The sequence below is a fragment of the Streptomyces sp. NPDC007901 genome (genome assembly GCF_042959465.1).
Taxonomy (GTDB): domain Bacteria; phylum Actinomycetota; class Actinomycetes; order Streptomycetales; family Streptomycetaceae; genus Streptomyces.
The window spans coordinates 323,873-350,105 of the sequence record NZ_JBIBKW010000001.1; the positions used below are offsets into that span (position 1 = coordinate 323,873).

The 26,233-nt window shown below is 68.5% G+C and carries 37 protein-coding genes and 3 pseudogenes; 31 read left to right on the plus strand and 9 right to left on the minus strand.

What is annotated here, in order from left to right:
• Positions 1-16 precede the first annotated feature (16 nt).
• Complete coding sequence (locus ACFZDK_RS01635; RefSeq protein WP_390968724.1) at positions 17-1,447, minus strand: oligosaccharide flippase family protein; 1,431 nt, start codon at positions 1,445-1,447, stop codon at positions 17-19.
• A gap of 29 nt (positions 1,448-1,476) precedes the next feature.
• Positions 1,477-2,922 (minus strand): O-antigen ligase family protein, encoded by a 1,446-nt coding sequence (locus ACFZDK_RS01640; protein ID WP_390970042.1) that lies wholly within the window; start codon positions 2,920-2,922, stop codon positions 1,477-1,479.
• A gap of 231 nt (positions 2,923-3,153) precedes the next feature.
• On the opposite strand from ACFZDK_RS01640, the gene ACFZDK_RS01645 reads away from it, so the two are divergent.
• Together ACFZDK_RS01645 and ACFZDK_RS01650 are read left to right on the plus strand one after the other, a co-directional pair.
• Positions 3,154-4,203, plus strand: a complete 1,050-nt coding sequence (locus ACFZDK_RS01645) for a glycosyltransferase (protein ID WP_390968726.1) — start codon at positions 3,154-3,156, stop codon at positions 4,201-4,203.
• On the plus strand, positions 4,200-5,012 hold the full coding sequence (locus tag ACFZDK_RS01650; RefSeq protein WP_390968728.1) for a WecB/TagA/CpsF family glycosyltransferase: 813 nt from the start codon (positions 4,200-4,202) through the stop codon (positions 5,010-5,012). The genes ACFZDK_RS01645 and ACFZDK_RS01650 overlap by 4 nt, the downstream gene beginning before the upstream one ends.
• A 283-nt stretch (positions 5,013-5,295) precedes the next feature.
• Here ACFZDK_RS01650 and ACFZDK_RS01655 read toward each other — a convergent pair whose 3' ends face one another.
• The gene (locus ACFZDK_RS01655; protein ID WP_390968730.1) at positions 5,296-6,309 is read right to left on the minus strand and encodes a hypothetical protein; all 1,014 of its coding nucleotides are present in this window, start codon (positions 6,307-6,309) and stop codon (positions 5,296-5,298) included.
• A gap of 104 nt (positions 6,310-6,413) precedes the next feature.
• Between ACFZDK_RS01655 and ACFZDK_RS01660 the strand changes: the two genes are divergently transcribed.
• Complete coding sequence (locus ACFZDK_RS01660; RefSeq protein ID WP_390968732.1) at positions 6,414-6,593, plus strand: hypothetical protein; 180 nt, start codon at positions 6,414-6,416, stop codon at positions 6,591-6,593.
• 72 nt (positions 6,594-6,665) lie between these two features.
• Positions 6,666-7,013: pseudogene (locus ACFZDK_RS01665) on the plus strand (glycosyl hydrolase); the annotation flags it as partial.
• A gap of 19 nt (positions 7,014-7,032) precedes the next feature.
• On the opposite strand, the gene ACFZDK_RS01670 reads toward ACFZDK_RS01665, so the two are convergent.
• Entirely contained in the window at positions 7,033-7,197 is a 165-nt protein-coding gene (locus ACFZDK_RS01670; protein WP_390970121.1) for a hypothetical protein, read from the minus strand.
• On the opposite strand from ACFZDK_RS01670, the gene ACFZDK_RS01675 reads away from it, so the two are divergent.
• From ACFZDK_RS01675 to ACFZDK_RS01685, 3 genes are read left to right on the plus strand one after another with little or no spacing between them, the layout of a single operon-like run.
• The gene (locus ACFZDK_RS01675; RefSeq protein ID WP_390968734.1) at positions 7,135-7,737 is read left to right on the plus strand and encodes a hypothetical protein; all 603 of its coding nucleotides are present in this window, start codon (positions 7,135-7,137) and stop codon (positions 7,735-7,737) included. The genes ACFZDK_RS01670 and ACFZDK_RS01675 overlap by 63 nt on opposite strands.
• Before the next feature lie 12 nt (positions 7,738-7,749).
• Positions 7,750-8,028 (plus strand): hypothetical protein, encoded by a 279-nt coding sequence (locus ACFZDK_RS01680; RefSeq protein ID WP_390968737.1) that lies wholly within the window; start codon positions 7,750-7,752, stop codon positions 8,026-8,028.
• Positions 8,029-8,086: 58 nt separating this feature from the next.
• A complete protein-coding gene (locus tag ACFZDK_RS01685) occupies positions 8,087-9,469 on the plus strand; it encodes an FG-GAP-like repeat-containing protein (protein ID WP_390968739.1) in 1,383 nt (460 codons plus the stop codon).
• A gap of 97 nt (positions 9,470-9,566) precedes the next feature.
• On the opposite strand, the gene ACFZDK_RS01690 is transcribed toward ACFZDK_RS01685, so the two are convergent.
• The 4 genes and pseudogenes from ACFZDK_RS01690 to ACFZDK_RS01705 form a co-directional block, all read right to left on the minus strand.
• Positions 9,567-10,412, minus strand: a complete 846-nt coding sequence (locus tag ACFZDK_RS01690) for an FkbM family methyltransferase (protein WP_390968741.1) — start codon at positions 10,410-10,412, stop codon at positions 9,567-9,569.
• 146 nt (positions 10,413-10,558) lie between these two features.
• Positions 10,559-11,434: a hypothetical protein gene (locus ACFZDK_RS01695; protein ID WP_390968743.1), complete on the minus strand. Its 876-nt coding sequence runs from the start codon at positions 11,432-11,434 to the stop codon at positions 10,559-10,561.
• 45 nt (positions 11,435-11,479) lie between these two features.
• A complete protein-coding gene (locus ACFZDK_RS01700) occupies positions 11,480-12,328 on the minus strand; it encodes a helix-turn-helix domain-containing protein (protein WP_390968745.1) in 849 nt (282 codons plus the stop codon).
• Positions 12,329-12,592: 264 nt separating this feature from the next.
• Positions 12,593-13,026 (minus strand): annotated as a pseudogene (locus ACFZDK_RS01705) (ATP-binding protein).
• A 156-nt stretch (positions 13,027-13,182) separates the two neighbouring features.
• On the opposite strand from ACFZDK_RS01705, the pseudogene ACFZDK_RS01710 reads away from it, so the two are divergent.
• The 3 genes and pseudogenes from ACFZDK_RS01710 (at position 13,183) to ACFZDK_RS01720 (ending at position 15,421) form a co-directional block, all read left to right on the plus strand.
• Positions 13,183-14,058 (plus strand): annotated as a pseudogene (locus ACFZDK_RS01710) (helix-turn-helix domain-containing protein).
• Positions 14,055-14,282, plus strand: a complete 228-nt coding sequence (locus ACFZDK_RS01715; protein ID WP_390968747.1) for a DUF397 domain-containing protein — start codon at positions 14,055-14,057, stop codon at positions 14,280-14,282. The pseudogene ACFZDK_RS01710 and the gene ACFZDK_RS01715 overlap by 4 nt, the downstream one beginning before the upstream one ends.
• Positions 14,283-14,932: 650 nt before the next feature.
• Positions 14,933-15,421, plus strand: coding sequence for a hypothetical protein (locus ACFZDK_RS01720; protein ID WP_390970043.1), 489 nt, complete (start codon positions 14,933-14,935; stop codon positions 15,419-15,421).
• On the opposite strand, the gene ACFZDK_RS01725 is transcribed toward ACFZDK_RS01720, so the two are convergent.
• Complete coding sequence (locus ACFZDK_RS01725; RefSeq protein ID WP_390968749.1) at positions 15,407-15,949, minus strand: isochorismatase family protein; 543 nt, start codon at positions 15,947-15,949, stop codon at positions 15,407-15,409. The two genes, ACFZDK_RS01720 and ACFZDK_RS01725, sit on opposite strands and share 15 nt — an antisense overlap.
• A gap of 483 nt (positions 15,950-16,432) precedes the next feature.
• Between ACFZDK_RS01725 and rpsJ the strand changes: the two genes are divergently transcribed.
• From rpsJ to rplO, 21 genes are all read left to right on the plus strand, one after another.
• A complete protein-coding gene (rpsJ, locus tag ACFZDK_RS01730) occupies positions 16,433-16,741 on the plus strand; it encodes a 30S ribosomal protein S10 (protein ID WP_003948644.1) in 309 nt (102 codons plus the stop codon).
• 17 nt (positions 16,742-16,758) lie between these two features.
• Complete coding sequence (rplC, locus tag ACFZDK_RS01735; protein ID WP_046732368.1) at positions 16,759-17,403, plus strand: 50S ribosomal protein L3; 645 nt, start codon at positions 16,759-16,761, stop codon at positions 17,401-17,403.
• Positions 17,404-17,411: 8 nt separating this feature from the next.
• Positions 17,412-18,068 (plus strand): 50S ribosomal protein L4, encoded by a 657-nt coding sequence (rplD, locus tag ACFZDK_RS01740; protein ID WP_123974799.1) that lies wholly within the window; start codon positions 17,412-17,414, stop codon positions 18,066-18,068.
• Entirely contained in the window at positions 18,068-18,487 is a 420-nt protein-coding gene (rplW, locus tag ACFZDK_RS01745) for a 50S ribosomal protein L23 (RefSeq protein WP_390968752.1), read from the plus strand. Before rplD ends, rplW begins: the two co-directional genes overlap by 1 nt.
• Before the next feature lie 38 nt (positions 18,488-18,525).
• Positions 18,526-19,362, plus strand: coding sequence for a 50S ribosomal protein L2 (gene rplB / locus ACFZDK_RS01750; protein ID WP_041665436.1), 837 nt, complete (start codon positions 18,526-18,528; stop codon positions 19,360-19,362).
• A gap of 12 nt (positions 19,363-19,374) precedes the next feature.
• A complete protein-coding gene (gene rpsS / locus ACFZDK_RS01755; protein ID WP_003992359.1) occupies positions 19,375-19,656 on the plus strand; it encodes a 30S ribosomal protein S19 in 282 nt (93 codons plus the stop codon).
• 44 nt (positions 19,657-19,700) lie between these two features.
• The gene (gene rplV / locus ACFZDK_RS01760; protein ID WP_003974262.1) at positions 19,701-20,048 is read left to right on the plus strand and encodes a 50S ribosomal protein L22; all 348 of its coding nucleotides are present in this window, start codon (positions 19,701-19,703) and stop codon (positions 20,046-20,048) included.
• Positions 20,048-20,875, plus strand: a complete 828-nt coding sequence (rpsC, locus tag ACFZDK_RS01765) for a 30S ribosomal protein S3 (RefSeq protein WP_383712988.1) — start codon at positions 20,048-20,050, stop codon at positions 20,873-20,875. Before rplV ends, rpsC begins: the two co-directional genes overlap by 1 nt.
• Before the next feature lie 5 nt (positions 20,876-20,880).
• Positions 20,881-21,300: a 50S ribosomal protein L16 gene (rplP, locus tag ACFZDK_RS01770; protein ID WP_103837549.1), complete on the plus strand. Its 420-nt coding sequence runs from the start codon at positions 20,881-20,883 to the stop codon at positions 21,298-21,300.
• The gene (rpmC, locus tag ACFZDK_RS01775) at positions 21,300-21,524 is read left to right on the plus strand and encodes a 50S ribosomal protein L29 (protein ID WP_030174543.1); all 225 of its coding nucleotides are present in this window, start codon (positions 21,300-21,302) and stop codon (positions 21,522-21,524) included. Before rplP ends, rpmC begins: the two co-directional genes overlap by 1 nt.
• The gene (gene rpsQ, locus ACFZDK_RS01780) at positions 21,524-21,811 is read left to right on the plus strand and encodes a 30S ribosomal protein S17 (RefSeq protein ID WP_189268843.1); all 288 of its coding nucleotides are present in this window, start codon (positions 21,524-21,526) and stop codon (positions 21,809-21,811) included. The genes rpmC and rpsQ overlap by 1 nt, the downstream gene beginning before the upstream one ends.
• A 97-nt stretch (positions 21,812-21,908) precedes the next feature.
• Positions 21,909-22,277 carry a 50S ribosomal protein L14 gene (gene rplN / locus ACFZDK_RS01785; protein WP_003992364.1) on the plus strand — a complete coding sequence of 123 codons (369 nt, stop codon included), beginning with the start codon at positions 21,909-21,911 and terminating at the stop codon, positions 22,275-22,277.
• Between the two features lie 2 nt (positions 22,278-22,279).
• Positions 22,280-22,603 (plus strand): 50S ribosomal protein L24, encoded by a 324-nt coding sequence (gene rplX / locus ACFZDK_RS01790; RefSeq protein ID WP_030967306.1) that lies wholly within the window; start codon positions 22,280-22,282, stop codon positions 22,601-22,603.
• Positions 22,603-23,160, plus strand: a complete 558-nt coding sequence (rplE, locus tag ACFZDK_RS01795; RefSeq protein WP_123974794.1) for a 50S ribosomal protein L5 — start codon at positions 22,603-22,605, stop codon at positions 23,158-23,160. The genes rplX and rplE overlap by 1 nt, the downstream gene beginning before the upstream one ends.
• Before the next feature lie 5 nt (positions 23,161-23,165).
• A complete protein-coding gene (locus ACFZDK_RS01800; protein WP_003948630.1) occupies positions 23,166-23,351 on the plus strand; it encodes a type Z 30S ribosomal protein S14 in 186 nt (61 codons plus the stop codon).
• A 214-nt stretch (positions 23,352-23,565) separates the two neighbouring features.
• Complete coding sequence (gene rpsH, locus ACFZDK_RS01805; protein ID WP_089099428.1) at positions 23,566-23,964, plus strand: 30S ribosomal protein S8; 399 nt, start codon at positions 23,566-23,568, stop codon at positions 23,962-23,964.
• Between the two features lie 24 nt (positions 23,965-23,988).
• Entirely contained in the window at positions 23,989-24,528 is a 540-nt protein-coding gene (gene rplF, locus ACFZDK_RS01810; protein ID WP_089099427.1) for a 50S ribosomal protein L6, read from the plus strand.
• 3 nt (positions 24,529-24,531) lie between these two features.
• Entirely contained in the window at positions 24,532-24,915 is a 384-nt protein-coding gene (rplR, locus tag ACFZDK_RS01815; RefSeq protein ID WP_360519446.1) for a 50S ribosomal protein L18, read from the plus strand.
• A 36-nt stretch (positions 24,916-24,951) separates the two neighbouring features.
• Positions 24,952-25,557, plus strand: coding sequence for a 30S ribosomal protein S5 (rpsE, locus tag ACFZDK_RS01820; protein WP_285561820.1), 606 nt, complete (start codon positions 24,952-24,954; stop codon positions 25,555-25,557).
• Positions 25,557-25,739 carry a 50S ribosomal protein L30 gene (rpmD, locus tag ACFZDK_RS01825; RefSeq protein ID WP_003974250.1) on the plus strand — a complete coding sequence of 61 codons (183 nt, stop codon included), beginning with the start codon at positions 25,557-25,559 and terminating at the stop codon, positions 25,737-25,739. Before rpsE ends, rpmD begins: the two co-directional genes overlap by 1 nt.
• A gap of 2 nt (positions 25,740-25,741) precedes the next feature.
• Complete coding sequence (gene rplO, locus ACFZDK_RS01830; RefSeq protein ID WP_030745257.1) at positions 25,742-26,197, plus strand: 50S ribosomal protein L15; 456 nt, start codon at positions 25,742-25,744, stop codon at positions 26,195-26,197.
• Positions 26,198-26,233: the final 36 nt, after the last annotated feature.

Below are 26,233 nucleotides of genomic sequence, written 5' to 3' on the forward strand. Positions count from 1 at the left end.
ATCGGCCGACGGCGGCTCAGCCGGCGGTCCGCAGCACCTTCCCGGCGGCGGTCCGGGGACGCGCCAGCCGTCGACGCGCGATCAGCAGAGAAGGCACGAGGACCACCAGAGTCTGGGCGACGACCGTCGACCACAGCGGTCCCGACAGACCGAGACGGCGCACGGACCAGATCGACCCCACCACGTTCACCACGGTCATGACGGCCCCGACGACGATCTGCGGCCTCAACTCGCCCGCACCGTTGAGGAACACGGCGACCGCGGTGGTCGCGCACATGACGACGACATAGCTTCCCAGTGCCGCCAGCAGTCCGGCGGACGGAACGGCCGCACCGGCACCGATCCACAGACGCAGCAGCCATGGGGTGATCGGGACCAGCACACCTGCTGCGACCGCACCGGTCACGGTCAGCAGCCCCACCGACCGCAGGTACGCGGTGCGCACCCAGGCCTGGTCGCCGTGTGCCCAGGCCTCCCGGTAGCTGGCCCACAACGGCGTGAGAAACGCTCCGGCGACCGTGGGCACCAGGGCGTACAGGGTGAACGGCAGTACGTACTCCGCCACTCGGTCCGCGCCCAGAAAGTGTCCGACGACGAGGGCGTCCGACTTGAAGGACACGAGTCCCATCACCGTCAGAAGGAAGAGCTGCGCGCCTTCGCGGCCGAGCCGGACGCAGGTCGGCCGGTCGACGTCACGGAGCCGGGGCCGCAACGCGCGCACCGACCGCGCCAGGAGGAGCGCCAGGGTGACGCCGGCGAGCGGGTACGTCGCGAGATACACGGCCAGGAACCAGCGGAGATCCGGCGCGAAGGCCGCCACGCCCAGCAGCCCCGCCGCCTGCGCGAGGAGGCCGAGTGAGTTCGACAGTGCCGCCACATGGCCACGCTGAAGGGCGTAGGACAGGCGGTCGGCGATCGACAGGGGGAGGCTGATCGCGGCTGTCACTCCCACCGCGAACACCAGCAGGCCCACCTCCGAGGCAGGCACCCCGGGTCCCGCGCCCAGGAGATACCGCCAGTCCAGCGTGAGCGCGAGAAGGCCGGAGAGCACCAGCAGGACGACAGCCGCACCGCCCAGCAGGACGAGGGCCGTCGTCACGACCCGTCGCACCGCTCCCGCGTCATCGCGTCCACGAGCGTCGGACACCTGTCCCATCACCGCGAGTCCGACGCCGAAGTCGAGTGCGGACAGCATGGTGAAGGTGCTGGTGAGGTTCAGCCACAGCCCGAACTCCCCCTTGTCCAGGGAATGGACGACGAACGGAAGCACCAGCAGGTTGACCATGAGGGAAATGCCTCGTGCGCCCGTCGTGGTGGCGCCGACCGCGAAGATCCTCCGCCACCGGGCGCTGCGCCTCGGCCCGCCCGAACCGGGCTCGCATCCTCGTGGCTGCGGATGGTGGAACTGGTTCACGGGCACACCCCGAGGGTTGGACTGTCTCGGCACACGGGAGCCATCGGTGACGGCCGTGCCGCTCAGTGGCGGCTAGGGAACGCTGCGGTGTGTTTGTACGGCGCCGGGGAGATGTCGGGCGGGAAGGCGCGCCGTCGGTGCGGCAGCGGTGCGGGCCGTGCTCCGGCCGGTTCCGCCGCTCGGGACGAGACGCCGCTGAGCGGTGAGGCGGCCGCTGCCCTCGTCGCCGGCCCGGTCTCTCCCTCATCACCTCGGGGCACGCCCACGAGGCCGTAGGCGCAGGAGAGGACCAGCCAGGACGGGAGTCCCATGTAGGTGGTCTCGAAGGTGACGTTGGTGAAGGCGATGACACAGACGCCGACGGTCGCCCCGAACCAGCAGGCGGCGAACCGATGGTGCCGGGCACGCCAGGTCCGGCGCAGGGTCGCGGCAGTGAGCAGGATGAAGCCCAGACCCGCCGGCCAGCCGAGGTAGTAGAGGTAGCCGACGAAGGAGTTGTGCGGTCCGGCCTTGGGTTCGTGACGGGGCCGCCCCTCGAACACCAGCTCAAGCGGGTGTCCCGTTCCGGCGCCGATCAGGGGGTGTTCCAGCGATTCTCCGAGCGCTTCCTCCCACAGCGCGAACCTGATGCCCACGTTGTTGGCCGCTTCGCTGCCGCTCGTCTGCCAGCCCGACGCCGCTCGGGTGGTGAGGCCGCCGACCACGGGGGCTTCGACCAGGCGGTGCCCGGACAGGGTGAACGCCACCACGGCGGCCACCGCCGTGGTGGCGATGCCCCAGGAGAGGGCCGACCGGCGGGAGGCGGACCGCCGACCGGCCCGATCGGCGACGGCCGTCGCCACCATGGCGGCGACGACGGCCAGAAAGGGACCCCGCTTGCTGGCCAGGGCGGTGATCACTCCGGTTCCCGCCACCGTCCAGAAAAGCAACCGGCTGTCTCCCCGACGGTGCAGGGAAACGGCGAAGGCACCGGCGATCGCGAGGTAGAGGCCGGTGGCCGCGACAATCGTCGGAAGCCCTGTCGCCATACTCACAAGCGCCCCGAGAGCCGGCATGTAAAGGACCCACCGGCAACGGGTGAGTTCCCTTTCGGGGCGCGTCAGCAGCCAGGTCGTGGCACATAGTCCGAACATCGGATAAACGCCGAGGATCACCCCCTTGAGTGGATCGGGATATCCCGCGGCGACCCCCCGGTACACCGCCTGGGCGGTAAACGCCGCGAGCAAGAACGCGACCATGCGAAATCCCCGCAGACGCGGCTCCGAGACCAGACGTGGACCCCACGCTCCGGCTGTCACGAGCAAGGCGAGCACGGCGAGCAGGTCCATCAGGTAGACCGGGGGAAACCCCACGGTCGCATAGGCTCTGCCCAGCAGGAAGAGCGGCACCAGACAGGCTCCCCACAAGAGCCGGGCGGATCCTCGAAAGCACAGCGCGAGGAGGATGGTGACCGCGGAGCAGACTACGGCCAATACAGAGAAGAACAACAGCTCAGTTTGGCCGATCATCCTCACATCGCTTTCTATCGGAAGTCTCGCGAAAATCTTCTATCACGCTTGTGCGGGAACGCAGGTTTATCCTCTCCGTGAAGCGTCGATTGATCGCGAAGGCTTCGGAACTCCGGAAGCGGGAGACGGAAGGAAGAGGGAATGTTTCCGACCTTGTCGAGACGTTCACGGCTACGCTTACGGCCGCCCGGCCCCGGACGGCCGGGCCAGGCCGCTCTCCCGTCCGTCCTCGTGCTGCGGCACGGGGCCTGTCTCGGCGGCATGGGGCGCGCCGCGCAGTTCTTCACGCCCCTGATCGAGAAACACTGCCGGGTGCCCGGCGTCGTGTGTCTCTCGGCGGATCGCGGCGGATCGGACCGGTTCGAGGCGTCCTGGGCGGCGAAGACCCACGCCACGGCGGCAGCCCTCCAGCGGTGCCTGCGCCTGCTGGTCCTCTGCCGGCCCGATGCCCTGTACCTGCCGATCTCCCAGTGGGGGCTGCCCCTCCTGCGCGATCTGTTCGTAGTGGTGTGCGCGAGGGCGGTCGGCAGCGCCCGTGTGGTGCATCTGCACGGCGCACAGTTGCCGGCCCGGTTGGCCAAGAGCCGCGCGCTGCGGATCGTGCTGGCGGGGGCCCACTGGATCGTCCTGAGCGAGGAGGTCGCGGAGGAGCTGAGGGTCGGCAGCTGCCGCACGGCGTCGGTCACGGTGGTCCGCAATCCGGCGCCGCCGAGGGACCTCTCGCCGTCGCGACGGCCCGGCCCGCCCCGTGTCCTGCGCGTCGGCTGGCTCGGCACGATGAGCAGGGCCAAGGGGTTCGACCTGCTGTGCGCGGCAGTCGCCCGGCTGAAGAGCCGGGGTGTCCGGCTGGAGTTCCGCGTCGCCGGGATGCGTCATGACGTACCGCCCTCCCACACGGCGGTCGTGGACGAGGATCTCGGCGTGCTCCGCCCGGAGCAGGTCTCCTCGTTCTGGGCGGAAACCGACGTGGCCGTCCTCCCGGCCCGGTGGGTCGAGGGACTTCCCTTCGTCCTCCTCGAGGGGCTCCAGGCGGGCTGCGCCGTCGCGGTCACCCCGTCCCCCGGGTGTGCCGAGCTCCTCGGCCACGGGTGCGTGGACGTGGTGGAGGCGACGGTGGACTCGGTGGCCGGGTTCCTCACCGGCTGCTGCCACGACCTGGAGGAGATCCGCCGCCGCCAGCAGAAGGCATGGGAGGCGCTGCGGCCGCTCTACCGGCCCGAGCGGGTCGAGGAGGCGTTCGCACGGTTCTGGCGGAACGGGGAGCTGGGGTGGCACCCGTGACGCGGCGGAGACACGCAGCGGAGGCGACCGCACCGCCGCACGAGATCCCGGCGCCGGGGGCCGCCTGTCCCGGCCGACCCGTGACCGTGTGCGGGCTGCCCGTCCATCCGCTCACTCTCGCGGAGTCGGTGGCCTTCGCGGAGGCCCTGATCGAGGACGGCGGCCCGCACCAGCACGTCGTACTGAACGCGGCCAAGGTCGTCCAGGCGCACAGGGACGCGGAACTGGCACGGATCATCCGCTCGTGCTCACTCGTCAACGCGGACGGGCAGTCCGTCGTCTGGGCGAGCCGGATCCTGCGTCGGCCCGTCCCGGAACGGGTCGCCGGAATCGACTTCATGCAGGCGATGTGGCACAGCGCCGCACGCCACGGCTACCGCGTCTACCTGCTGGGAGCCGAACGTCAGGTGGTCGAGGAGACGGCACGGATCGCCGTCGCCCAGGGCGTTGAGGTCGTGGGGTACCGGGACGGCTACTGGGACGAGACGCAGGAGCAGGAGGTGGTGGCCGGGGTCCGCGCGGCGGGGCCGGACCTTCTCTTCCTCGCTGTGCCGAGCCCGCGCAAGGAGTACTTCCTCGCCCAGCGTCTGAAGGCCCTGGGCTGCCCCCTGGTGGTGGGCGTCGGCGGGTCCTTCGACGTGGTCGCGGGAGTGCGCAGCAGGGCGCCTCGATGGATGCGCCGCTCCGGCCTGGAGTGGTTTCACCGGATGGTCCAGGAGCCGCGCCGGATGTTCCTGCGGTACACGGTGGGGAATCTTCGCTTCGTCGCTCTGGTGCTGGTTCACTGGGCCAGGGGGCTGCTCCGGTGACGGACCACGGGAGCCCGGGAACTCCGCGGAGACGCCGGCTTGCCAGAGCCTGAGGTTGTACCCCATGGGACCGGACGTTCACCGACAGCCGGGAGTGAATGAGAGCGGGGACTTCCCCGGCCGGGTGCCGGCGAAGAGTCAGGGTCCGCGCTGGCCGCACGGTCGGCGCCGGCCAGGTCACCAAGATCAACAAGTGATCTCGGCCCGCAAGGGCTGACCCGGCAGGTCTGAAGGGGCCCGTACGACTTCGGTCGTACGGGCCCCTTCGCTGCTTCGGCAGGGCTCACTGCATGTTCTGCACGGGCGGGTGGTCGTACGACGCCTCGCACACGTACACCTGGAGGCTGTAGCTGCGCCCGATGGTGATCCCCGTGGCCAGCGCCGGTCCGAGGGAGTGGTAGCCGGTGTAGCCCGCGTCCTCCACCGGCGCCCAACTGCCGCTGCCGCCGTCCCACTCGGTGCCGTCGATCGTGAGCAGGGGCCGCACCCCGGCGCCGCACTCGGCGCAGGCCATGGGGAACGGGTCGGAGAAACTCCAGGGCGCGTGGCCCCCGAGCTTCCATCCCGGGGCGACGGCCAGGCCGTACTGATAGCAGACCTTCGGCACCTCGCCCTCGGTGCCCTCCTCCCACTCGTGGATCCGGTCCGCCAACTCCTCCGGCAGCTCGTGCGGGGCCGGGTACTCGGTGACGGTCTCGGGGTGCAGTACACACGGCTCGGGCAGATAGTCGTCGCTGCCGATGACGGCGGGCCGCGGGGGAGCGGCGAGCGGGGTCAGGACATCGGCGGCCCTGCGCCAGCGCAGCTCGACCCTCGGCGCGTAGTCGTCTTCGGGATGGTCGAAGGCGCACCACAGCACCTGGAGCAGATCGGTGCCCTCGGGCCGGGGCAGCGCCGGCACGTCGGCGGCACGTATCTGCGCGACCGGCACCAGCGGCACCGGCCCGTCCAGGGCGGTCCGGCACGGCTTGGTCCCCCGGTCGACCAGCGCGCGCTCCTCCTCGGTCAACAGGCCGGCGCCCTCGGCACGCGGCCGGGCCCAGGCCTCGCGCAGGACACGCCGGCCGACGTGGACATCGTCCGGTGCCACACCGCGCTGCCAGGGACCCGCATGCTCCGGACAGGTCGGCCACGGCTCCCCGGCCGGCCACAGCAGGGGCCCGCCGACGGAACTGTCGGCCGCGGTGGGCGCACCGGCACGGGGATGCAGGCGTACGGCGGCGCGGGCGAGCGGGGCCAGTTCGGGGAAGACCGCGGTGATGTCCAGGGGGCGGGGCGGCGTCGTGCGGGTCGTCATGGCCGGAGGCTACTGGACCGATCTGACATCACCGCTTCCCACCAGGGGGCCCTCGCTCCACCGTTTGTCATGCCGCTGAGCAAATCAGGGTGGAGGGGTGAGGCATGTCCGCGCGTCGTAGGACCGTCCTGGGTGCGGGGCTGGCCGCCGCGCCCGTGCTGTCGTCGGGCGTCGCGGGGGCCGGGGGCGACGGCGCACGGCGGGCGGCCGGCCTCGGCGCGTACGTCTCGTGGGGCAACATCCGCAAGTACCCGTCCCCGCGGGAGCCGCGCGGCGGCGGGTAAGGCCTCTACCACCACTTCGACCACGTGGGCGCCGGCCGCAACTGCAAACGGGTCGACACCGCCAGCCTCCGCACCGTCTGGGACCAGCTCCACCAGGCGCACGCCTACGGCATCCACGGCCCGCGGAACCCGGCGCTGCCGACGGGCGCGGGCCTCCACTGCGCCCTGTCCTTCGACGACGCCGAACCCCAGCGGGTCGACATCACCGCGGGCGCGGACGACGGCCTGCTCAACGCGGTGTGGGCCCGGAACACCTCCGACAACGTCAACCGGACGGCGACTCGCCACACCCTCGCGTCGTCCGGGGTCCACCGCCTGAAGTTCTGGTCGGTGGACCCCACGGTGGTGCCGCAGCGGCTGGTGCTCGACACGGGCGGGCTGACGTCGACGTATCTGGGGCCGCTGGAGAGCCGGCGGTTGCAGGCGCCGGCTACCGGGCTCAGCCGAAGGCCAGCTTGCCGGTCCAGGTTCCGATCACTGTGTTGTAGCTGCCGATCGCCGTCCTGCCACCGAAGTAGAGGCGCACGCTGCCGCTGCTCGTGTGGGCGTACAGGTCGGGGATCCCGTCGGCGTTGACGTCCGGGACGGCGAAGAAGCGGGGCACGTCGGTGCCGGACCAGCCGCTCGCCGCGTATTCGGCGTCGGAGCCGTCGGCACTCGCCGCCGCGGTGGCGAGGGAGAGGACGTCGACGCCGGTGCCGGCCGACCTGGTCGCCCGCCGCTCCTATGTCTGGCCGGCCAGACGCCTGTCCTGGTCCACAACTGTCCAACGGGAGCCGACGAAGAGCCCGTAAAGCTCTATCGTTCACCTCAGAAGGGGAATCGGGCATCGGAGGCACGAGGCCTGAATCCGGCGAATCACACGGATGTGGATGCCAACGGAAACAGCTTTGCCTATCTGGGCGACTCGGAGTCCGTAGTCCGGCAGTACGCGGGGCAAGGAGTATACGAGGATGGCTATCACGTCTTCACGATGAAGCCGGGTTTCCTCGACGAGTTTCACCCGAGCGCATATAGGCGATTCCATGACAAGGATGGCGGCCTTCAATGGATTATCGACGTTGAGGATATTGAGGACTTTAATTCCTTCATCGACCATTCGAAGACGGAGTGGGTTCCTTGGGAACATGGTGTCAACTTCTAGAGTGGTGGCGGGATGAGCAACCGGGAGCTGTGGCTGCGCTGTGGACTTGTGCAGTTCCAAAGAGTGCGCTGCGTGGTCACGGCTCGCAGGGGGCGCTTCGGCATCGACGTGAAGATCGTCGAGCCGGATACCGGTCTAGCCGCTTTTATCGACTTCGTGATGCTGAGTGATGGAAGGCATCTCGCTGCGGACGAGTTCCCGGATGTCGGTTCTCGACTGGATGCCATCGCAATCGACTTCATGCCGAACGGCGAACTGCGCCTTTCCGCAAGGCCGTCCGATCTGGAGTGACGACGGCACACGAGCCGTCATCCGTCATACACCGGCCGAAACCTGTATCGGGAGCAAGATGCCCACCCGCAGTACCTTTCTCGAAGTCCGCACGGTCGCTGCCACGGCCTGTGCAGCGTTCGCGGCGAGCCTGGCACTCACTCTCCCATCCACCGCAACCGCCGCCACTCCCGCCACCTACGCCGACGACTTCAACGGTGACGGTTACCGCGACTACGTGACGGGAGACAACGGCTCGTTCACGGTCGCGTACGGGGCAGCGGACGGGCCCGGTGCCACCACCAGCACGTTCACTCAGAACGGCCCAGGCATACCTGGGGCGTCAGGTGGCAGCACCGACGCTTTCGGCGAGTCGTTGGCGACTGCCGACTTCAACAGCGACGGGTTTGCCGACGTCGCTGTGGCCGACAAGACGGAGAAGGCGGCCGGCAAGGCCGAAGCCGGTGCTGTCACGATCGTATGGGGCTCGAAGTCGGGCCTTGCGTCGAGCGCGACCCGCCTACCGCTCACATCCCCCCACGCACACTACGAGTTCGGTTGGTCGATCGCGGCCGGCGACTTCAACGGAGACGGCAAACCCGACCTGGCGGTCGCCGACATCGACAAGGTCTACGTATACCGGGGTGGCTTCTCCAAGGCGGGCCGTACGGGAAAGGTCACTCAGCACAGCCCAAGTCGCACTGTCACCAGGGTTTTCGAGCCGACAGGGCTGATCGCCGGGAAGGTCACCAAGGACAGAACCACCGACTTGTACGTGCTGGGGCAGGGTGAGAAGAACGGCCACATGACGCAAGCCGCGTGGTTCCTGAAGGGCGGCTCCGCGCTGAAGTCAGGGACGTTCACGACGTACGACAAGACTTCGCCGGACTGGAAACCGGGCGGAGTCATCGCCGACTTCGACAAGAACGGCTACGGCGACCTCGCGGTCAGCGACATCCCGTACAACAACCACGCGGGCTCTGTGGTCGTGCTGCGGGGCGGACCCAAGGGAGCCGCGAGTTCCTATCGCCTGACGCAGTCCACCACCGGCGTCGCCACCGCGGCGGCCAAGGACGAGCAGTTCGGCCACTCCGTCTCGGCGGGTGACAGCAACCGGGACGGCTATCCGGACCTCGCCGTCGGCGTGCCGTACGAGAAGGTCGGGTCTGCGAAGGAGGCGGGGGGTGTGCACGTGCTCCGGGGCGGCCGGAAGGGGCTGACCGGCGCGGGCTCGCAATGGTTCACTCGCGCTACGGCGGGCGTGCCGGGCAATGCCGTTCAGTACGCGTCCTTCGGTATCCATGTCCGCCTGCGTGACGTGAACCGTGATGGCTACTCCGACCTCCTGGTCTCCGACCAGTACGAGAACTACGACACCAGCGTTCTTCTCCCAGCAGGCGCGCAGGGTGTCGTGACGTCCGGCAGTCGTGAACTGTCCATTTGGGCCGATTTCCCGCAGTGACCGGCCACCGGGGCACGAGCGTCGGCCCCGCACAGGTGCGACGGATGGTGGCGCCTTCGATGGTATGGCCGGTGCGAGGCAGGGGCCGGGGGCAGCCTCAGTGCCGCGGTGCGAAGAGCAGGTTGCGGGTGTGCGGCGGGCGGGGTTCGTTCCAGGGGACCAGTGCGCCGTCGTGCTCGGCGATCCAGTGGACGTCGTAGCCGAGGGGGTCGAACTCGGCGATGAGGTCGTCGAGGGCGGCGTCGACCAGGGCCTCCATCACCAGGGTCGGCCGGTCGCGCTTCAGTACCTGCCGGGCGCCGCGGAGCACCGACATCTCGTGCCCCTCCACGTCGATCTTGACGAGGTCCAGCTTGGTCTCGGCGAACACCTCATCGAGGGTGAGCAGCTGGATGCGCTTCTGCTGGGCGTCAGGGGCGGCGCCGCCCTCCAGGGTCGAGCCGGTGGAGAGCAGGTTCCCGGAGAAACGGACGCTGATGTCGGCCCAGCCGGGCTCGCTGGAGACGCCGGCCTGGTGGAGCTTGATGTTCTGGACGCCGTTGGAGCGGACGTTCACCGAGAGCCGGGCGTGGATCTGGTCGACCGGCTCGAAGGAGTGCACCTTCGCCTTCGGGTTGGCATGCGCGGCGATCATCGAGAAGTAGCCGACGTGGGCGCCGACGTCCGCGATTGTCGTGCTCCGCGCGGCCAGTTGGGACCAGGTGGCGAGCGTACCGGGCTCGTAGCCGAACGTGCCGTTCCACAGGGTGTCCATGGCCACCGCATCGTCATTCACGCAGAACATCACGAACGGCGGACAGTACGGCGACTCGATCTCCACGTAGCCCCGGTACGGCAACTTCTTGCGGTGCACGCGGATGATGTCCCCGGTGGCGACCGGCCTGACCGACGGTGCGTGGGCCAGCATGCGGGCGTTGGCGGCTTCGACCTCGGAAATACGCATTGGGCGATGGTAAAGCCGAGGTCAGAAAATGTCACAGGGTTTCGAAATGATCAGAAAGGGCAGCGCACAGGTTTTTGTGGGCGGCATTTCCGGAGCTTGTTCATTTCGAATAACCTGGAATTAACCCGCTCTTTCGCTCGGGCTGCCTACCCCTCTGTGTCTGCGAAGAGTTCGGCCGTGGTGGTGGCCGTGGCGGCGCGGGTCAGCCACGTGGTGAGGGTGTCGTGGTCGTCGCAGGTGGTGATGCGGGCGCGGGCTTCGTCGCTGACGTGGATGCCACGGCTGCTGAGGACGACGAGGAGGGCTTCGGAGAGGCCTTCGGCGCGCAGGGCCTGGGCCGTCTGGGACTGGAAGATGGAGAGGTCGACGGCCATGAGGTGCCTCCAAAGGTCCGCGGCGGGCGTCTTGCCCAGGCCTTGTTCGGTGAGCTCGATGTAGATGCTCGCGGTGTCTTCGTCGTCGGCCTGCAGGCCCTTCAGGGCGGCTGCCAGTGCCTTCAGTATGGCATCGGACTCAGGCGCGCGGCTGTGCAGCGCGGAGGACAGCACGGCGAGGGAGATGTCCTTGGCGGCCGCCTCCGGCGTGTCGATGACGGGCACGGTCTCCGGGCCCAGGACGAGCGGGCGCAGGGTGAGGGTGGGCCACTGCGGGGGACCGAAGCTGACCTGCCGTGCCGCCCAGGCGGCCGTGTGCCTGTCCTGGCAGACGACCAGCAGTACTGCCGGCATCTTGTACTTGGCGTAGAGATACGCCAGGTAATAGGCCCAGCTGGCGGGCTTGTCGGCGTCCTGCCCTCCCTGGGCCTCCACGGCGAGCAGGAAGCTGCCGTCTTTGGCCGTGTCGAGGCGGAGGAGGGTGTCGACGCGGCGTTCCAGGGGGCGGGTCTCCGTCAGGTCCGTGGGAAACGGCGACGCCGAGACCGGATCGCTGAAGGAGACGCCGAGCGCCCTTACGGCTCGGGGGAAGAGCCCCGGATCCTGCTGGAAGATCCGGTGCATCGCTTCGTGTGGGGAGCTGACCATGGGGGGAGTCGGGGCCTCTCGTCGTAGTCATACAGACCTGGGTGGTCATGCCGCTCTCTGCAGCGGCTGGTGAGTGCGGCAGTCCCGGCAGCGGCCAGGCACCGCCGCGCGGAACGGGCGGTCGCAGCCGTCGCAGTCCTGGAAGGGGAGCGGACGCGGCGGGGCGGGCGGTGGCGGCGGTGGCAGGTACTCCGTCAGGCGGTGGGCCAGGAGGCCTGCCGGGTGGCGGAGCGGCTCGGCCGGGAGGCAGGACGTGAGGGTGCGGCGTACGGCTTCGGGTGAGGCGCCGCGCTCCAGCCAGGCGTCGACGGCCGGGGCGAGCCGTCGTACCTCGCGTTCGGGGAGGAGGAGGCGGGGGTCGTCGTGGTGGAGGCGGGAGAGGAGGGTGGTGGCCGTGCGCTGCGGATCGGGCGTGCCGGGGGTGCTGCGCGTGGGTTCCGGCAGAGGTGGCTTCGGCGGGCGGGGCGCCGGTGCCGGTGCCGGAGGGGGTGGTGGCGGTGGCGGCGTAACCTCTCGTCCCTCCTCCGCCCCCGTCGGCCGGTTGTACGACACGGTCCGCGATTTCATCCGGCCGTTCGGCAGCCGCTCACGCGTCCGGGACAGATAACCGTGGGCTTCCAGTTCGCGCAGCGCCGCCGCGATCCGCACCTCGCCCTCCGGGAAACGCCCGGTCAGCGACTTGATGTCCACGCGGGCGCCGGTCGGCAGCGACTGGATGTGACCGGCGAGGCCGATCGCGGTGAGGGAGAGTTCGCGGTGCTGGAGAAGGCGGTTGTCGACCACCGTGTACCGCGTGGTGAGCCGGACGTTGACGTGGGTCACCCCGTACGAGGGGTTCGACCCGGGAACGGCTGACCGGGCGCGCGGGGGCGCGCTAGTGTGCTCTGCATCCATCGGGAAGGTACTGCTTCCTTGGTGGTCAGGCCCTCGATCGGGATCGCTAGTCCCGGCCGGGGGCCGTCGTATGTGCGGGGGTGACCGTCTGCGTGCTCGCATGGTCACCCGGCGTTGTCGCGGCGAGCATATGCCGTGCAACCTGCACCGAATCCAGCCCAGTTGGCCATGTTCACTCCGGAGGGTGACGGGCGGCGGCGGGGAGGCGGGTGGGGTTGGGAAGGGGGATTTCCCCTGGGTTTTTTAACTACTTGGCGGCGGGCGTCACCGTCTCGCGGCGGACCGCGTGACGGTCAGTTCGGCCCAGACGGTCTTGCGGGGACGGGGCCCGAGGGAGACGCCCCAGCGGTCCGCGAGGGCCTCGACGATCACCAGTCCACGACCGTGTCGTCCGCCCCGGAGGGGAGTTGCAGTCGAGGGGGGCGCTCCCCGCAGGTGTCCGTCACCTCGATGCGGACCGTGTTCCCGACGACGTACATCAACAGCCGGAAACCACGGCCCGCCGTCCGCCCGTGCGCCGCCGCGTTGGCCGCCAGTTCCGCGACGACGTGCGCCGCGTCCTCCGACGGCAGTCCCCACGACCGCAGTTGCTCGGTCGCCAGCAGCCGCGCCAGCCGGGCTCCTCTGCGTGTGGGTGACAGCAGCACGCTGTAGTTGCGGATCGGACAGGCGAGGGGGGTGGAGATTTCCTGGTTCACGTCACTCAGCGTGGCCGCCCATGCCTACCGTGAACAGTGACGGAGTCGTTGCGTACGGTCACTGTCCGCTGCTTGTCCGGTGCTGTCCGGGCTGTCGGACACGGCCGTACGGGTAGGGCGTCGTCGAGGCACGGTCGTACGACGGAGGGGTGCGGGATGAGCGTAGATGGCGCGGTGGGGCGGCTCAGGAGCGAGGCGGACGAGCCCGGTTGGGAGGTGGATCCCGATGACGACTGGGGCGTCGCGGTCATCGCGACCGTCGGGCGGCAGCTGAAGCTGCGGCGGGAGGCGGTGGGGATGCGAGCCGCCGAGTTCGGGGAGGCGGTCGGCTACGGGGAGGACATGGTGTACAAGATCGAAGGCGGGAAGCGGATTCCCCGGCCGGAGTACCTGGACAGGGCGGACGAGGTGCTGGGGGCGGGTGGGCTGCTCTCGGCGATGAAGGAGGACGTACGGCGGGTCCGGTATCCCAAGAAGGTGCGTGACCTGGCGCAGCTGGAGGCGAGGGCGGTCGAGCTCCAGCTCTACGACCCGCTCAACATCCACGGGTTGTTGCAGACACCCGAATACGCGCGCGGGCTGCTTCTGATGCGGCGTCCGGCGTACACCGGGGACGAGGTGGAGCGGTTCATCGCCGCGCGCGTGGCCCGTAAGGCCGTCTTCGAGCGGGACCCGGCGCCCGAACTCAGCTTCGTCCTGGAGGAGTGGACGCTGCGGCGGCCGCTCGGCGGGCGGGCGGTGCTCCGTCAGTAGCTGGAACACCTGCTGGAGGCGGCGCAGTTGCGGAACGTCGAGCTTCAGGTGATGCCGATGGACCGTGAGGAGCACGCGGGGCTGGCCGGCGGAATCGAGGTGCTGAAGTCCGAGGACGGCTCGGCGGTGGGGCGTTCGCTAGCAGTGGCCAACGGCCGGCCGGTGTCCGATCCGAAGCAGCTCCGTATCCTTGAACTGCGGTACGGCATCATCCGGGCTCAGGCGCTCACGCCGCGTGAGTCGACGGCCTTCATCGAACAACTGCTGGGGGAGACATGATCCGCAAGACCACGGCCGAGGACGCCTCCGGTCTGACGTGGTTCAAGAGCAGCTACAGCAGCAGCAGCGAAGGCGACTCCTGCGTCGAAGTCGCCGTCAGCCCCGCCACCGTCCACGTCCGCGACTCCAAGAACACCGCGACCCCCTCCCGCGGTCCCCATCTCACCTTCCCGCCCGCCACCTGGACGGCCTTCCTCTCCCACGCGGCCGCCGCCGGCGAGTGAGGTACGCCCGCGAGCTGTTCGCACCGCTCGGGGCGGTCCTGGCCGTGGGCGCGCTGAACGCCACCGGCACCTGGTCGTTCACCGACGTCTCGGTCGGCGCGTTCCTGGCGGGCAGACGGCAGCAGTGGGACCGCCTCTTCGCCACGCTCTGCGCGCTCTGCGCCTTCGACCGCTACGAGGCGACGGCGATCGCCGATGAGATGGCCTACTTCCGCGACTACGACCTGTCCGCGCCGCTCCTCGTCTTCTGGTCGGCCGGAGTGACAGGGACCGAGAGCCTCCACGACCCGTCGCCGCCGGTCGTACGCTGCATGTGCCGCATGGCTGCCGACCTCCAACTGACCGAGTTCCTGGACATGTTGGTGGGGGCGGCCCTCGACGCGGGTACGGACGCCGCTTCGGGTGCGCCTCAGGTCACCGAGATCCTCACCGCCGCCTGCGACCTGGCGGACCCGGCCGGAAAGGTAACCCCGCCCCTCGTCCACCGCATGTGGCGAGTCGCCCGTCTGCCGTCGGCGCTCCGCCCGGACTCATCCACTCCGGACCACGTCAAGGCGGGGCTCCGGTCGTACGACGGGACGCTGGAGGAACTGCTCGGCGGTGGCCCGCCGGAGCGCGGCTACAGCTATGTGGGCCCCGCCGAACTCGCCGTGACGGCAAGGCGATCCTCGGCCCCCGGCGCCCGGATCGCCTCCGTGGCCGACTTCGAGTCGTGGGCCGCTCGGCAGTCACCGGCGGAGCTGGCCGAGCCGTTCACGTACGTCGTCGGCGCCGACGGGCTGCTACGGCTGGCGCCCCGCCGGAGCGAGCACGTGGCCTGTGCGGGCGGAGCGGCCGTCCTTGGCGCCGGGGAGATCACCTTCGTACGCGAAACGGGGCGCTGGGCGGTGGGCGAGGTCAGCAACCAGTCGACGGGCTACTGCCCCGACGTCACGTCCTGGCCGGCGGTGGCCCGGGCCCTCGACGGCATCCCGCTCCGCCGCCCCGCCGCCTTCACCCACGAGGTGGTGTTCCGCCGCTGTCCCGCCTGCGCGGAGCACAACATCGTCCGGGAGGCCGACTTCGTCTGTGTCTTCTGCGGCGGTGAACTGCCGGAGGCGTGGAACGTGGACGACGCTGGCCGCTCAGACGGTCGGTGAGGTTTCGAACCGGATCTCCGCCGCCGGGGCCACCGTGGCCGAGCGGTTCGCGTACTGGATGACGGAGAAGATTCCGTTGTGGTGGGCGACGATCTGGGCGGCCGTCGGGACGGTGCCGGCCGGGCGTTCGATCGTGGTGTGGCCGTCGGCGACGAGGACGAGGTCGTAGCCGTGCGAGAGGGCGCTGCGGCTCGTGGAGTCGACGCAGTAGTCGGAGGCGTAACCGGTGACGACGAGACGGCGGACCGCCCGCTCGGCCAGGACCTCGCCGAGCGTCGTACCGAGGAAGGAGTCCGCGCTGTCCTTGTCGAGGACCAGGTCCCCCGGCTCGGGTGTCAGTGTGGGGTGGACCTCCAGCCACTCGGCGGGCACCTGGTCGAAGCGCTGGCGCAGATAGACGACCGGTACGCCGGCGGCGCGGGCCCGTGCCGCCAGTTCGGCGACCGTGCTCAGGCAGGCCTCGCCGTCATGGGCGTCCTTGAGCATGGCGCGCTGCATGTCGATGATGAGCAGTGCAGTGTCCGGCATGCCGTGAGCCTGTCCACCCGCCGCCGGGACAATGCCGGAAGAACGCCGAACCGGACCCCTGTTTGACGTGCGTCACCCCCGGGGTATGCTCTCGGGCCCCCGATTGGCCAGCCCCCCGCCCTCTATGGCAGACTGTCGGAGTTGCTCGGTCGAGTGTTGATGCTGCGCGCCTCCCGCCGGGAGGACCGGAAGCGAGTCCCACAGTACTCGTCGCCCTAACTGCCTCACGGCAGCGCTGGGGCGGACGTACGGGAATCTTTCGGGAAGTGTGGTGCAGCACCGGCCAGGCGCCCGGTGGGCCTTCCGCCCTCGGCTTGCGGTTCCGGAAGGGCCGTGTGCATTCCCCGCAGGGATGTTCGAACAAGGGGCATCTGTGTCAGCGGGAGCGCGACACGCCCGACCGCGTGGGTCGGAGGAACGAAGGCAGCAGAAGGAATCCGCCGGGTTCCAGAGCGTTAACAGAGACAGGACTACTGAGTAGCCATGGCGGGACAGAAGATCCGCATCCGGCTCAAGGCCTACGACCACGAGGTCATCGACTCCTCGGCGAAGAAGATCGTCGAGACGGTGACCCGCACTGGTGCGTCGGTCGCGGGCCCGGTGCCGCTGCCCACTGAGAAGAACGTGTACTGCGTCATCAAGTCGCCGCACAAGTACAAGGACTCGCGCGAGCACTTCGAGATGCGCACCCACAAGCGCCTGATCGACATTCTCGACCCCACCCCCAAGACCGTTGACTCTCTGATGCGACTCGACCTCCCGGCCGGTGTCGACATCGAGATCAAGCTCTGAGGGTCGGTGAGCTGAGAATGGCTAAGCAGATCAAGGGCATCCTGGGCGAGAAGCTCGGCATGACGCAGGTGTGGGACGAGAACAACCGTGTTGTTCCGGTCACCGTCGTCAAGGCCGGCCCCAACGTCGTCACCCAGGTCCGTACCAACGACGTCGACGGCTACGAGTCGGTCCAGATCGCCTTCGGCGAGATCGACCCGCGCAAGGTGAACAAGCCCCTCAAGGGCCACTTCGCGAAGGCCGACGTCACCCCCCGTCGCCACCTTGTCGAGATCCGCACGGCTGACGCCGCCGAGTACACCCTCGGCCAGGAAGTCACCGCCGAGGTCTTCGAGGCCGGCGTGAAGGTCGACGTCACCGGCAAGAGCAAGGGCAAGGGCTTCGCCGGTGTCATGAAGCGTCACAACTTCAAGGGCCTCGGCGCCGGTCACGGCACCCAGCGCAAGCACCGCTCGCCCGGTTCCATCGGTGGCTGCGCCACCCCGGGCCGCGTGTTCAAGGGCCTCCGCATGGCGGGTCGCATGGGCAACGAGCGTGTCACCACCCAGAACCTGACCGTCCACGCCGTTGACGCGGAGAAGGGTCTGCTGCTCATCAAGGGCGCGGTTCCCGGTCCGAACGGCGGCCTCGTCCTGGTCCGCACCGCGGCCAAGGGGGCCTGAGGTAACCGATGAGCACTGTTGACATCCTTTCGCCTGCCGGCGAGAAGACCGGTAGCGTCGAGCTCCCCGCGGAGATCTTCGGCGTGGAGAAGGTCAGCATCCCGCTGATCCACCAGGTCGTCGTCGCGCAGAACGCCGCTGCCCGTCAGGGCACGCACAAGACGAAGACCCGTGGCGAGGTCCGTGGTGGCGGCAAGAAGCCGTACCGCCAGAAGGGCACCGGCCGCGCCCGTCAGGGCTCGACCCGCGCCCCGCAGTTCGCCGGCGGTGGCGTCGTCCACGGCCCGCAGCCGCGTGACTACTCGCAGCGCACCCCCAAGAAGATGAAGGCTGCCGCTCTGCGTCACGCCCTCACCGACCGGGCGCGCCACAACCGCATCCACGTCGTCACCGGCGTGATCGAGGGCGAGACCCCCAGCACCAAGGCCGCTCGCACGCTGTTCGGCAAGATCTCGGAGCGCAAGAACCTGCTCCTGGTCGTCGACCGCGCCGACGAGGCCGCGTGGCTGTCCGCCCGCAACCTGCCCCAGGTCCACATCCTGGAGCCGGGCCAGCTGAACACGTACGACGTGATCGTCTCGGACGACGTGGTCTTCACCCAGGCCGCTCTCGAGTCCTTCGTCGCCGGCCCGAAGGCCAACGACACCGAAGGGACCGAGGTCTGATGGCTACCCGCCACCCGAGCATCGCCTCGAAGGCCGCCAAGGCCGCCAAGGCCGCGCGCGTCGCCAAGGCGCGCCGCCACGAGGCCGAGGGCAAGAACACCGTCGAGACCCCGATCAGCAAGTCGTACACGGACCCCCGTGACGTCCTGCTGAAGCCGGTCGTCTCGGAGAAGAGCTACGCGCTCCTCGACGAGAACAAGTACACGTTCATCGTCGCCCCGAACGCCAACAAGACCCAGATCAAGCAGGCCGTCCAGGCGGTCTTCTCGGTCAAGGTCACCGGGGTCAACACGCTCAACCGCCAGGGCAAGCGCAAGCGCACGAAGACCGGTTTCGGTCAGCGTGCCGGCAGCAAGCGCGCGATCGTGACCCTTGCCGAGGGCGACCGTATCGACATCTTCGGCGGTCCGTCCGCGTAAGCGGGTCGGATCGTCCGATATCGGACGAGGACTGAGAAATGGGAATCCGCAAGTACAAGCCGACTACGCCGGGCCGTCGTGGCGCCAGCGTCGCCGACTTCGTCGAGGTCACGCGGTCCACGCCGGAGAAGTCGCTGGTCCGCCCCCTGCACAGCAAGGGCGGCCGTAACAACGCCGGTCGTGTGACCGTTCGCCACCAGGGTGGCGGACACAAGCGCGCCTACCGAGTGATCGACTTCCGTCGTCACGACAAGGACGGCGTGCCGGCGAAGGTCGCGCACATCGAGTACGACCCCAACCGCACCGCGCGCATCGCGCTGCTGCACTACGCGGACGGCGAGAAGCGCTACATCCTCGCCCCGCGCAACCTGCAGCAGGGCGACACCGTGGAGAACGGTCCCGGGGCCGACATCAAGCCGGGCAACAACCTGGCCCTCCGCAACATCCCGGTCGGTACCACGATCCACGCGATCGAGCTCCGTCCCGGTGGTGGCGCCAAGTTCGCCCGCTCCGCGGGTGCCTCGGTGCAGCTGCTCGCCCGTGAGGGCGCCATGGCGACCCTCCGTATGCCGTCCGGCGAGATCCGCATGGTGGACGCGCGCTGCCGCGCCACCGTCGGTGAGGTCGGCAACGCCGAGCAGTCGAACATCAACTGGGGCAAGGCCGGCCGTAAGCGGTGGCTGGGCGTTCGCCCGACCGTCCGTGGTGTCGTGATGAACCCGGTCGACCACCCGCACGGTGGTGGTGAGGGCCGGACCTCCGGTGGTCGCCACCCTGTGTCCCCGTGGGGCAAGAAGGAAGGCCGTACTCGTTCGCCCAAGAAGGCGTCGAACAAGTACATCGTCCGCCGCCGCAAGACGAACAAGAAGCGCTAAGGACGGGTTGAGATGCCGCGTAGCTTGAAGAAGGGGCCCTTCGTCGACGACCACCTGATCAAGAAGGTGGACGCCCAGAACGAAGCCGGCACCAAGAACGTCATCAAGACCTGGTCCCGCCGCTCGATGATCGTCCCGGCCATGCTGGGTCACACCCTGGCGGTGCACAACGGCAAGACCCACATCCCGGTGTTCGTCACCGAGTCGATGGTCGGCCACAAGCTCGGCGAGTTCTCGCCGACCCGCACCTTCCGGGGCCACGTCAAGGACGACCGGAAGTCGAAGCGCCGCTAGTAGCGGATCGCATTCAGACACGTAAGTAACTGAGAGGGACAACCATGGAAGCCAGGGCCCAGGCGCGGTACATCCGCGTTACGCCCATGAAGGCCCGCCGCGTGGTGGACCTTATCCGTGGCATGGATGCCACGGAGGCTCAGGCTGTTCTGCGATTCGCTCCGCAGGCAGCCTCCGTGCCGGTCGGCAAGGTGCTCGACAGCGCCATCGCCAACGCCGCGCACAACTACGACCACACCGACGCCGACAGCCTCTTCATCTCCGAGGCGTACGTCGACGAGGGCCCGACCCTGAAGCGGTTCCGTCCGCGCGCCCAGGGCCGTGCCTACCGGATCCGCAAGCGGACCAGCCACATCACCGTGGTCGTCAGCAGCAAGGAAGGAACCCGGTAATGGGCCAGAAGGTTAACCCGCATGGGTTCCGGCTCGGCATCACCACGGACTTCAAGTCCCGGTGGTACGCCGACAAGCTGTACAAGGACTACGTCAAGGAAGACGTCGCCATCCGCCGGATGATGACGTCCGGCATGGAGCGCGCCGGTATCTCGAAGGTGGAGATCGAGCGCACCCGTGACCGTGTGCGTGTGGACATCCACACCGCGCGTCCGGGCATCGTCATCGGCCGCCGTGGCGCCGAGGCCGACCGCATCCGCGGTGACCTCGAGAAGCTCACGGGCAAGCAGGTCCAGCTGAACATCCTCGAGGTCAAGAACCCCGAGACGGACGCTCAGCTGGTTGCTCAGGCCGTTGCCGAGCAGCTCTCCTCCCGCGTCTCCTTCCGCCGCGCCATGCGTAAGAGCATGCAGTCGGCGATGAAGGCCGGCGCCAAGGGCATCAAGATCCAGTGCGGTGGCCGCCTCGGCGGCGCCGAGATGTCCCGCTCGGAGTTCTACCGCGAGGGCCGTGTGCCCCTGCACACGCTCCGCGCGAACGTGGACTACGGCTTCTTCGAGGCCAAGACGACCTTCGGCCGTATCGGTGTGAAGGTCTGGATCTACAAGGGCGACGTCAAGAACATCGCCGAGGTCCGCGCCGAGAACGCCGCAGCCCGTGCCGGCAACCGCCCGGCCCGTGGTGGCGGCGCTGCCGACCGCCCGGCCCGTGGTGGCCGCGGTGGCGAGCGGCGCGGTCGCAAGCCGCAGCAGGCTGCCGGCGCCGAGGCCCCCAAGGCCGAGGCCCCCGCCGCCGCTCCGGCTGAGAGCACCGGAACGGAGGCCTGACCGACATGCTGATCCCCCGTAGGGTCAAGCACCGCAAGCAGCACCACCCGAAGCGCGACGGCGCTGCCAAGGGTGGCACCACGGTTGCGTTCGGCGAGTACGGCATCCAGGCGCTCACCCCGGCGTACGTGACGAACCGTCAGATCGAGGCCGCTCGTATCGCCATGACGCGTCACATCAAGCGTGGTGGCAAGGTCTGGATCAACATCTACCCGGACCGTCCCCTCACCAAGAAGCCCGCCGAGACCCGCATGGGTTCCGGTAAGGGTTCCCCGGAGTGGTGGATCGCCAACGTCAAGCCCGGACGCGTGATGTTCGAGCTGTCGTACCCCAACGAGAAGATCGCCCGTGAGGCCCTCACCCGCGCAGCCCACAAGCTGCCGATGAAGTGCCGGATCGTCAAGCGCGAGGCAGGTGAAGCGTGATGTCGGCCGGTACCAAGGCGTCCGAGCTGCGCGAGCTGGGCAACGAGGAGCTTCTGGGCAAGCTCCGCGAGGCCAAGGAAGAGCTGTTCAACCTCCGCTTCCAGGCGGCGACGGGTCAGCTCGAGAACCACGGTCGGCTCAAGGCCGTCCGTAAGGACATCGCGCGGATCTACACCCTGATGCGTGAGCGCGAGCTGGGCATCGAGACGGTGGAGAGCGCCTGATGAGCGAGAGCAACGTGACTGAGAACACTGAGGCGCGCGGCAGCTTCCGCAAGACCCGTGAGGGTCTCGTCGTCAGCGACAAGATGGACAAGACCGTCGTCGTCGCCGTCGAGGACCGCGTCAAGCACGCGCTGTACGGCAAGGTCATCCGCCGTACGAACAAGCTCAAGGCGCACGACGAGCAGAACGCCGCGGGCGTCGGCGACCGTGTCCTCCTCATGGAGACCCGGCCGCTGTCCGCGACGAAGCGCTGGCGCGTCGTCGAGATCCTCGAGAAGGCCAAGTAATCTCCTGCGGGGCATCCCTCGCAGGACAGTTCCGCCAGGCTCCGGGGGCCGTTCCTGAACGGCCCCCGGGGAACCGGCAGACACACAGGAGATAGACGTGATCCAGCAGGAGTCGCGACTGCGCGTCGCCGACAACACTGGTGCGAAGGAGATCCTTTGCATCCGTGTGCTCGGTGGCTCCGGTCGCCGCTACGCGGGCATCGGTGACGTCATCGTCGCCACCGTCAAGGACGCGATCCCCGGCGGCAACGTGAAGAAGGGTGACGTCATCAAGGCGGTCATCGTTCGCACCGTCAAGGAGCGCCGCCGTCCGGACGGCTCGTACATCCGCTTCGACGAGAACGCCGCCGTCATTCTGAAGAACGACGGCGACCCTCGCGGCACCCGCATCTTCGGCCCGGTCGGGCGTGAGCTGCGCGAGAAGAAGTTCATGAAGATCATCTCGCTGGCTCCGGAGGTGCTGTAAGCATGAAGATCAAGAAGGGCGACCTGGTCCAGGTCATCACCGGCAAGGACAAGGGCAAGCAGGGCAAGGTCATCGCGGCCTACCCCCGCGAGGACCGTGTCCTGGTCGAGGGTGTCAACCGGGTCAAGAAGCACACCAAGGCCGGCCCGACCGCTCGCGGTTCCCAGGCCGGCGGCATCGTCACGACCGAGGCGCCCGTCCACGTCTCCAACGTCCAGCTGGTCGTTGAGAAGGACGGCAACAAGGTCGTCACGCGTGTCGGTTACCGCTTCGACGACGAAGGCAACAAGATCCGCGTTGCCAAGCGGACGGGTGAGGACATCTGATGGCTACCACCACTGCTCCGCGTCTGAAGCTGAAGTACCGCGAGGAGATCGCGGGCAAGATGCGTGACGAGTTCAAGTACGAGAACGTCATGCAGATCCCCGGCCTCGTCAAGATCGTGGTCAACATGGGTGTCGGCGACGCCGCCCGTGACTCGAAGCTGATCGAGGGCGCCATCCGCGACCTCACCACGATCACCGGCCAGAAGCCGCAGGTCACCAAGGCCCGCAAGTCCATCGCGCAGTTCAAGCTGCGTGAGGGCCAGCCGATCGGTGCCCACGTCACGCTCCGTGGCGACCGCATGTGGGAGTTCCTGGACCGCACCCTGTCGCTCGCGCTCCCGCGCATCCGCGACTTCCGTGGTCTGTCCCCCAAGCAGTTCGACGGCCGTGGCAACTACACCTTCGGTCTCACGGAGCAGGTCATGTTCCACGAGATCGACCAGGACAAGATCGACCGTACCCGGGGCATGGACATCACCGTGGTCACCACGGCGACCAACGACGCTGAGGGCCGCGCGCTCCTTCGTCACCTCGGCTTCCCGTTCAAGGAGGCGTGAGCGAGATGGCGAAGAAGGCTCTGATTGCCAAGGCTGCTCGCAAGCCCAAGTTCGGTGTGCGTGGCTACACGCGCTGCCAGCGCTGCGGCCGTCCGCACTCCGTGTACCGCAAGTTCGGCCTCTGCCGCGTGTGCCTTCGTGAGATGGCTCACCGTGGCGAGCTGCCGGGCGTGACCAAGAGCTCCTGGTAATCCCCGCTTTTAGGGATTCCCGAAGCTCTCGGTAAGCAATGGGCGTGTCAGGTGCCCTGCTCTCCATGGCTTAGGCTTGGAGGGTTGGGCGCCTGACGGTCGCCCGTACGACTTACTACGCCGTAGGTCCACCGCGCCGCACCCGTCCCGTCTCGGATCGGGGAGAGGGATGGCGCACCAGGAAACCCCGGCGAGAGAGGCCGAAGGCCAATTCATGACCATGACTGATCCGATCGCAGACATGCTTACGCGTCTGCGGAACGCGAACTCGGCATACCACGACTCCGTGACGATGCCGGCGTCCAAGATCAAGTCTCACATCGCGGAGATCCTCCAGCAGGAGGGCTTCATCACGGGCTGGAAGGTCGAGGACGCCGAGGTCGGCAAGAACCTCGTCCTGGACCTGAAGTTCGGTCCCAACCGTGAGCGCTCCATCGCGGGCATCAAGCGGATCTCCAAGCCCGGTCTCCGGGTGTACGCGAAGTCCACCTCCCTGCCGAAGGTGCTGGGCGGCCTCGGCGTGGCGATCATCTCCACGTCGCACGGGCTCCTCACCGACAAGCAGGCCGGCAAGAAGGGCGTGGGTGGGGAAGTCCTCGCCTACGTCTGGTAGCAGAAGGGAACGGAGGAAACAGCTATGTCGCGTATCGGCAAGCTCCCCATCGCGGTTCCCGCCGGCGTGGACGTCACCATCGACGGCCGCACGGTGCAGGTCAAGGGCCCCAAGGGCGAGCTGACCCACACCATCGTGGCTCCGATCGACATCGCCAAGGGCGAGGACGGCACTCTCGCGGTGACCCGCCCCAACGACGAGCGTCAGAGCAAGGCCCTGCACGGCCTGTCCCGCACGCTGGTGGCGAACATGATCACCGGCGTGACCCAGGGTTACGTGAAGAAGCTCGAGATCAGCGGTGTCGGTTACCGCGTGACCGCCAAGGGCTCGAACCTCGAGTTCGCGCTCGGTTACAGCCACCCGATCCTGGTCGAGGCCCCCGAGGGCATCACCTTCAAGGTCGAGGCTCCGACCCGTTTCTCGGTCGAGGGCATCGACAAGCAGAAGGTCGGCGAGGTCGCGGCCAACATCCGCAAGCTGCGCAAGCCCGACCCGTACAAGGCCAAGGGCGTCAAGTACGAGGGCGAAGTCATCCGCCGCAAGGTCGGAAAGGCGGGTAAGTAAGCCATGGCATACGGACAGAAGATCCTCAAGGGCGACGCCTACAAGCGCGCCGCGATCAAGCGCCGTCACATCCGGATCCGTAAGAACATTTCCGGTACGGCGGAGCGTCCCCGTCTGGTCGTTACCCGCTCGAACCGCCACATCGTGGCCCAGGTGATCGACGACATCAAGGGTCACACCCTGGCGTCGGCGTCCACGCTGGACACCTCGGTCCGCGGTGGCGAGGGCGACAAGTCCTCGCAGGCCAAGCAGGTCGGCGCCCTGGTCGCCGAGCGTGCCAAGGCCGCCGGTGTCGAGGCCGTGGTGTTCGACCGTGGTGGTAACCAGTACGCCGGGCGCATCGCCGCCCTGGCGGACGCCGCCCGCGAGGCCGGGCTCAAGTTCTGAGCCGCTTGTAGCTAGCGGAAAGAGAGAGGTAATCCAATGGCTGGACCCCAGCGCCGCGGTGGCGGTGCCGGTGGCGGCGAGCGGCGGGACCGGAAGGGCCGTGACGGCGGCGCTGCTGCCGCCGAGAAGACCGCGTACGTTGAGCGCGTTGTCGCGATCAACCGCGTCGCCAAGGTTGTGAAGGGTGGTCGTCGCTTCAGCTTCACCGCGCTGGTCGTGGTGGGCGACGGTGACGGCACCGTGGGTGTCGGTTACGGCAAGGCCAAGGAGGTGCCGGCCGCCATCGCCAAGGGCGTTGAGGAGGCCAAGAAGCACTTCTTCAAGGTCCCCCGTATCCAGGGCACCATCCCGCACCCGATCCAGGGTGAGAAGGCTGCCGGCGTCGTGCTGCTCAAGCCCGCGTCCCCGGGTACCGGTGTTATCGCCGGTGGTCCGGTGCGTGCGGTGCTCGAGTGCGCCGGTATCCACGACATCCTGTCGAAGTCGCTCGGCTCCGACAACGCGATCAACATCGTGCACGCCACCGTGGCGGCCCTCAAGGGCCTGCAGCGTCCCGAGGAGGTCGCGGCCCGCCGTGGCCTGCCGCTCGAGGACGTCGCGCCCGCGGCTCTGCTGCGTGCCCGCGCCGGAGTGGGTGCGTGATGGCGCAGCTGAAGATCACGCAGGTCAAGTCCTACATCGGCAGCAAGCAGAACCACCGTGACACCCTGCGTTCCCTTGGTCTCAAGGGCATCAACACGCAGGTCGTCAAGGAGGACCGCCCCGAGTTCCGCGGCATGGTGCACACCGTCCGCCACCTCGTGACGGTCGAGGAGGTCGACTGATCATGGCGGAGCAGAACCCGCTCAAGATCCACAACCTCCGTCCGGCCCCCGGCGCCAAGACCGCCAAGACCCGTGTCGGTCGTGGTGAGGCGTCGAAGGGTAAGACGGCCGGTCGTGGTACCAAGGGTACGAAGGCTCGTTACCAGGTTCCGGAGCGCTTCGAGGGTGGCCAGATGCCCCTCCATATGCGTCTCCCGAAGCTGAAGGGCTTCAAGAACCCGTTCAAGACCGAGTACCAGGTCGTGAACCTCGACAAGCTGGCCGCGCTGTACCCGGAGGGTGGCGAGGTCACCGTCGAGGGTCTCGTCGCCAAGGGTGCCGTTCGCAAGAACAGCCTCGTCAAGGTCCTCGGCCAGGGTGAGGTCTCCGTGGCGCTGCAGGTGACGGTCGACGCCGTCTCCGGCTCCGCCAAGGAGAAGATCACCGCCGCCGGCGGCACCGTCACCGAGCTCGTCTGAGACTCTCGGACGTCATCGATGACGTAAGCGATCCCG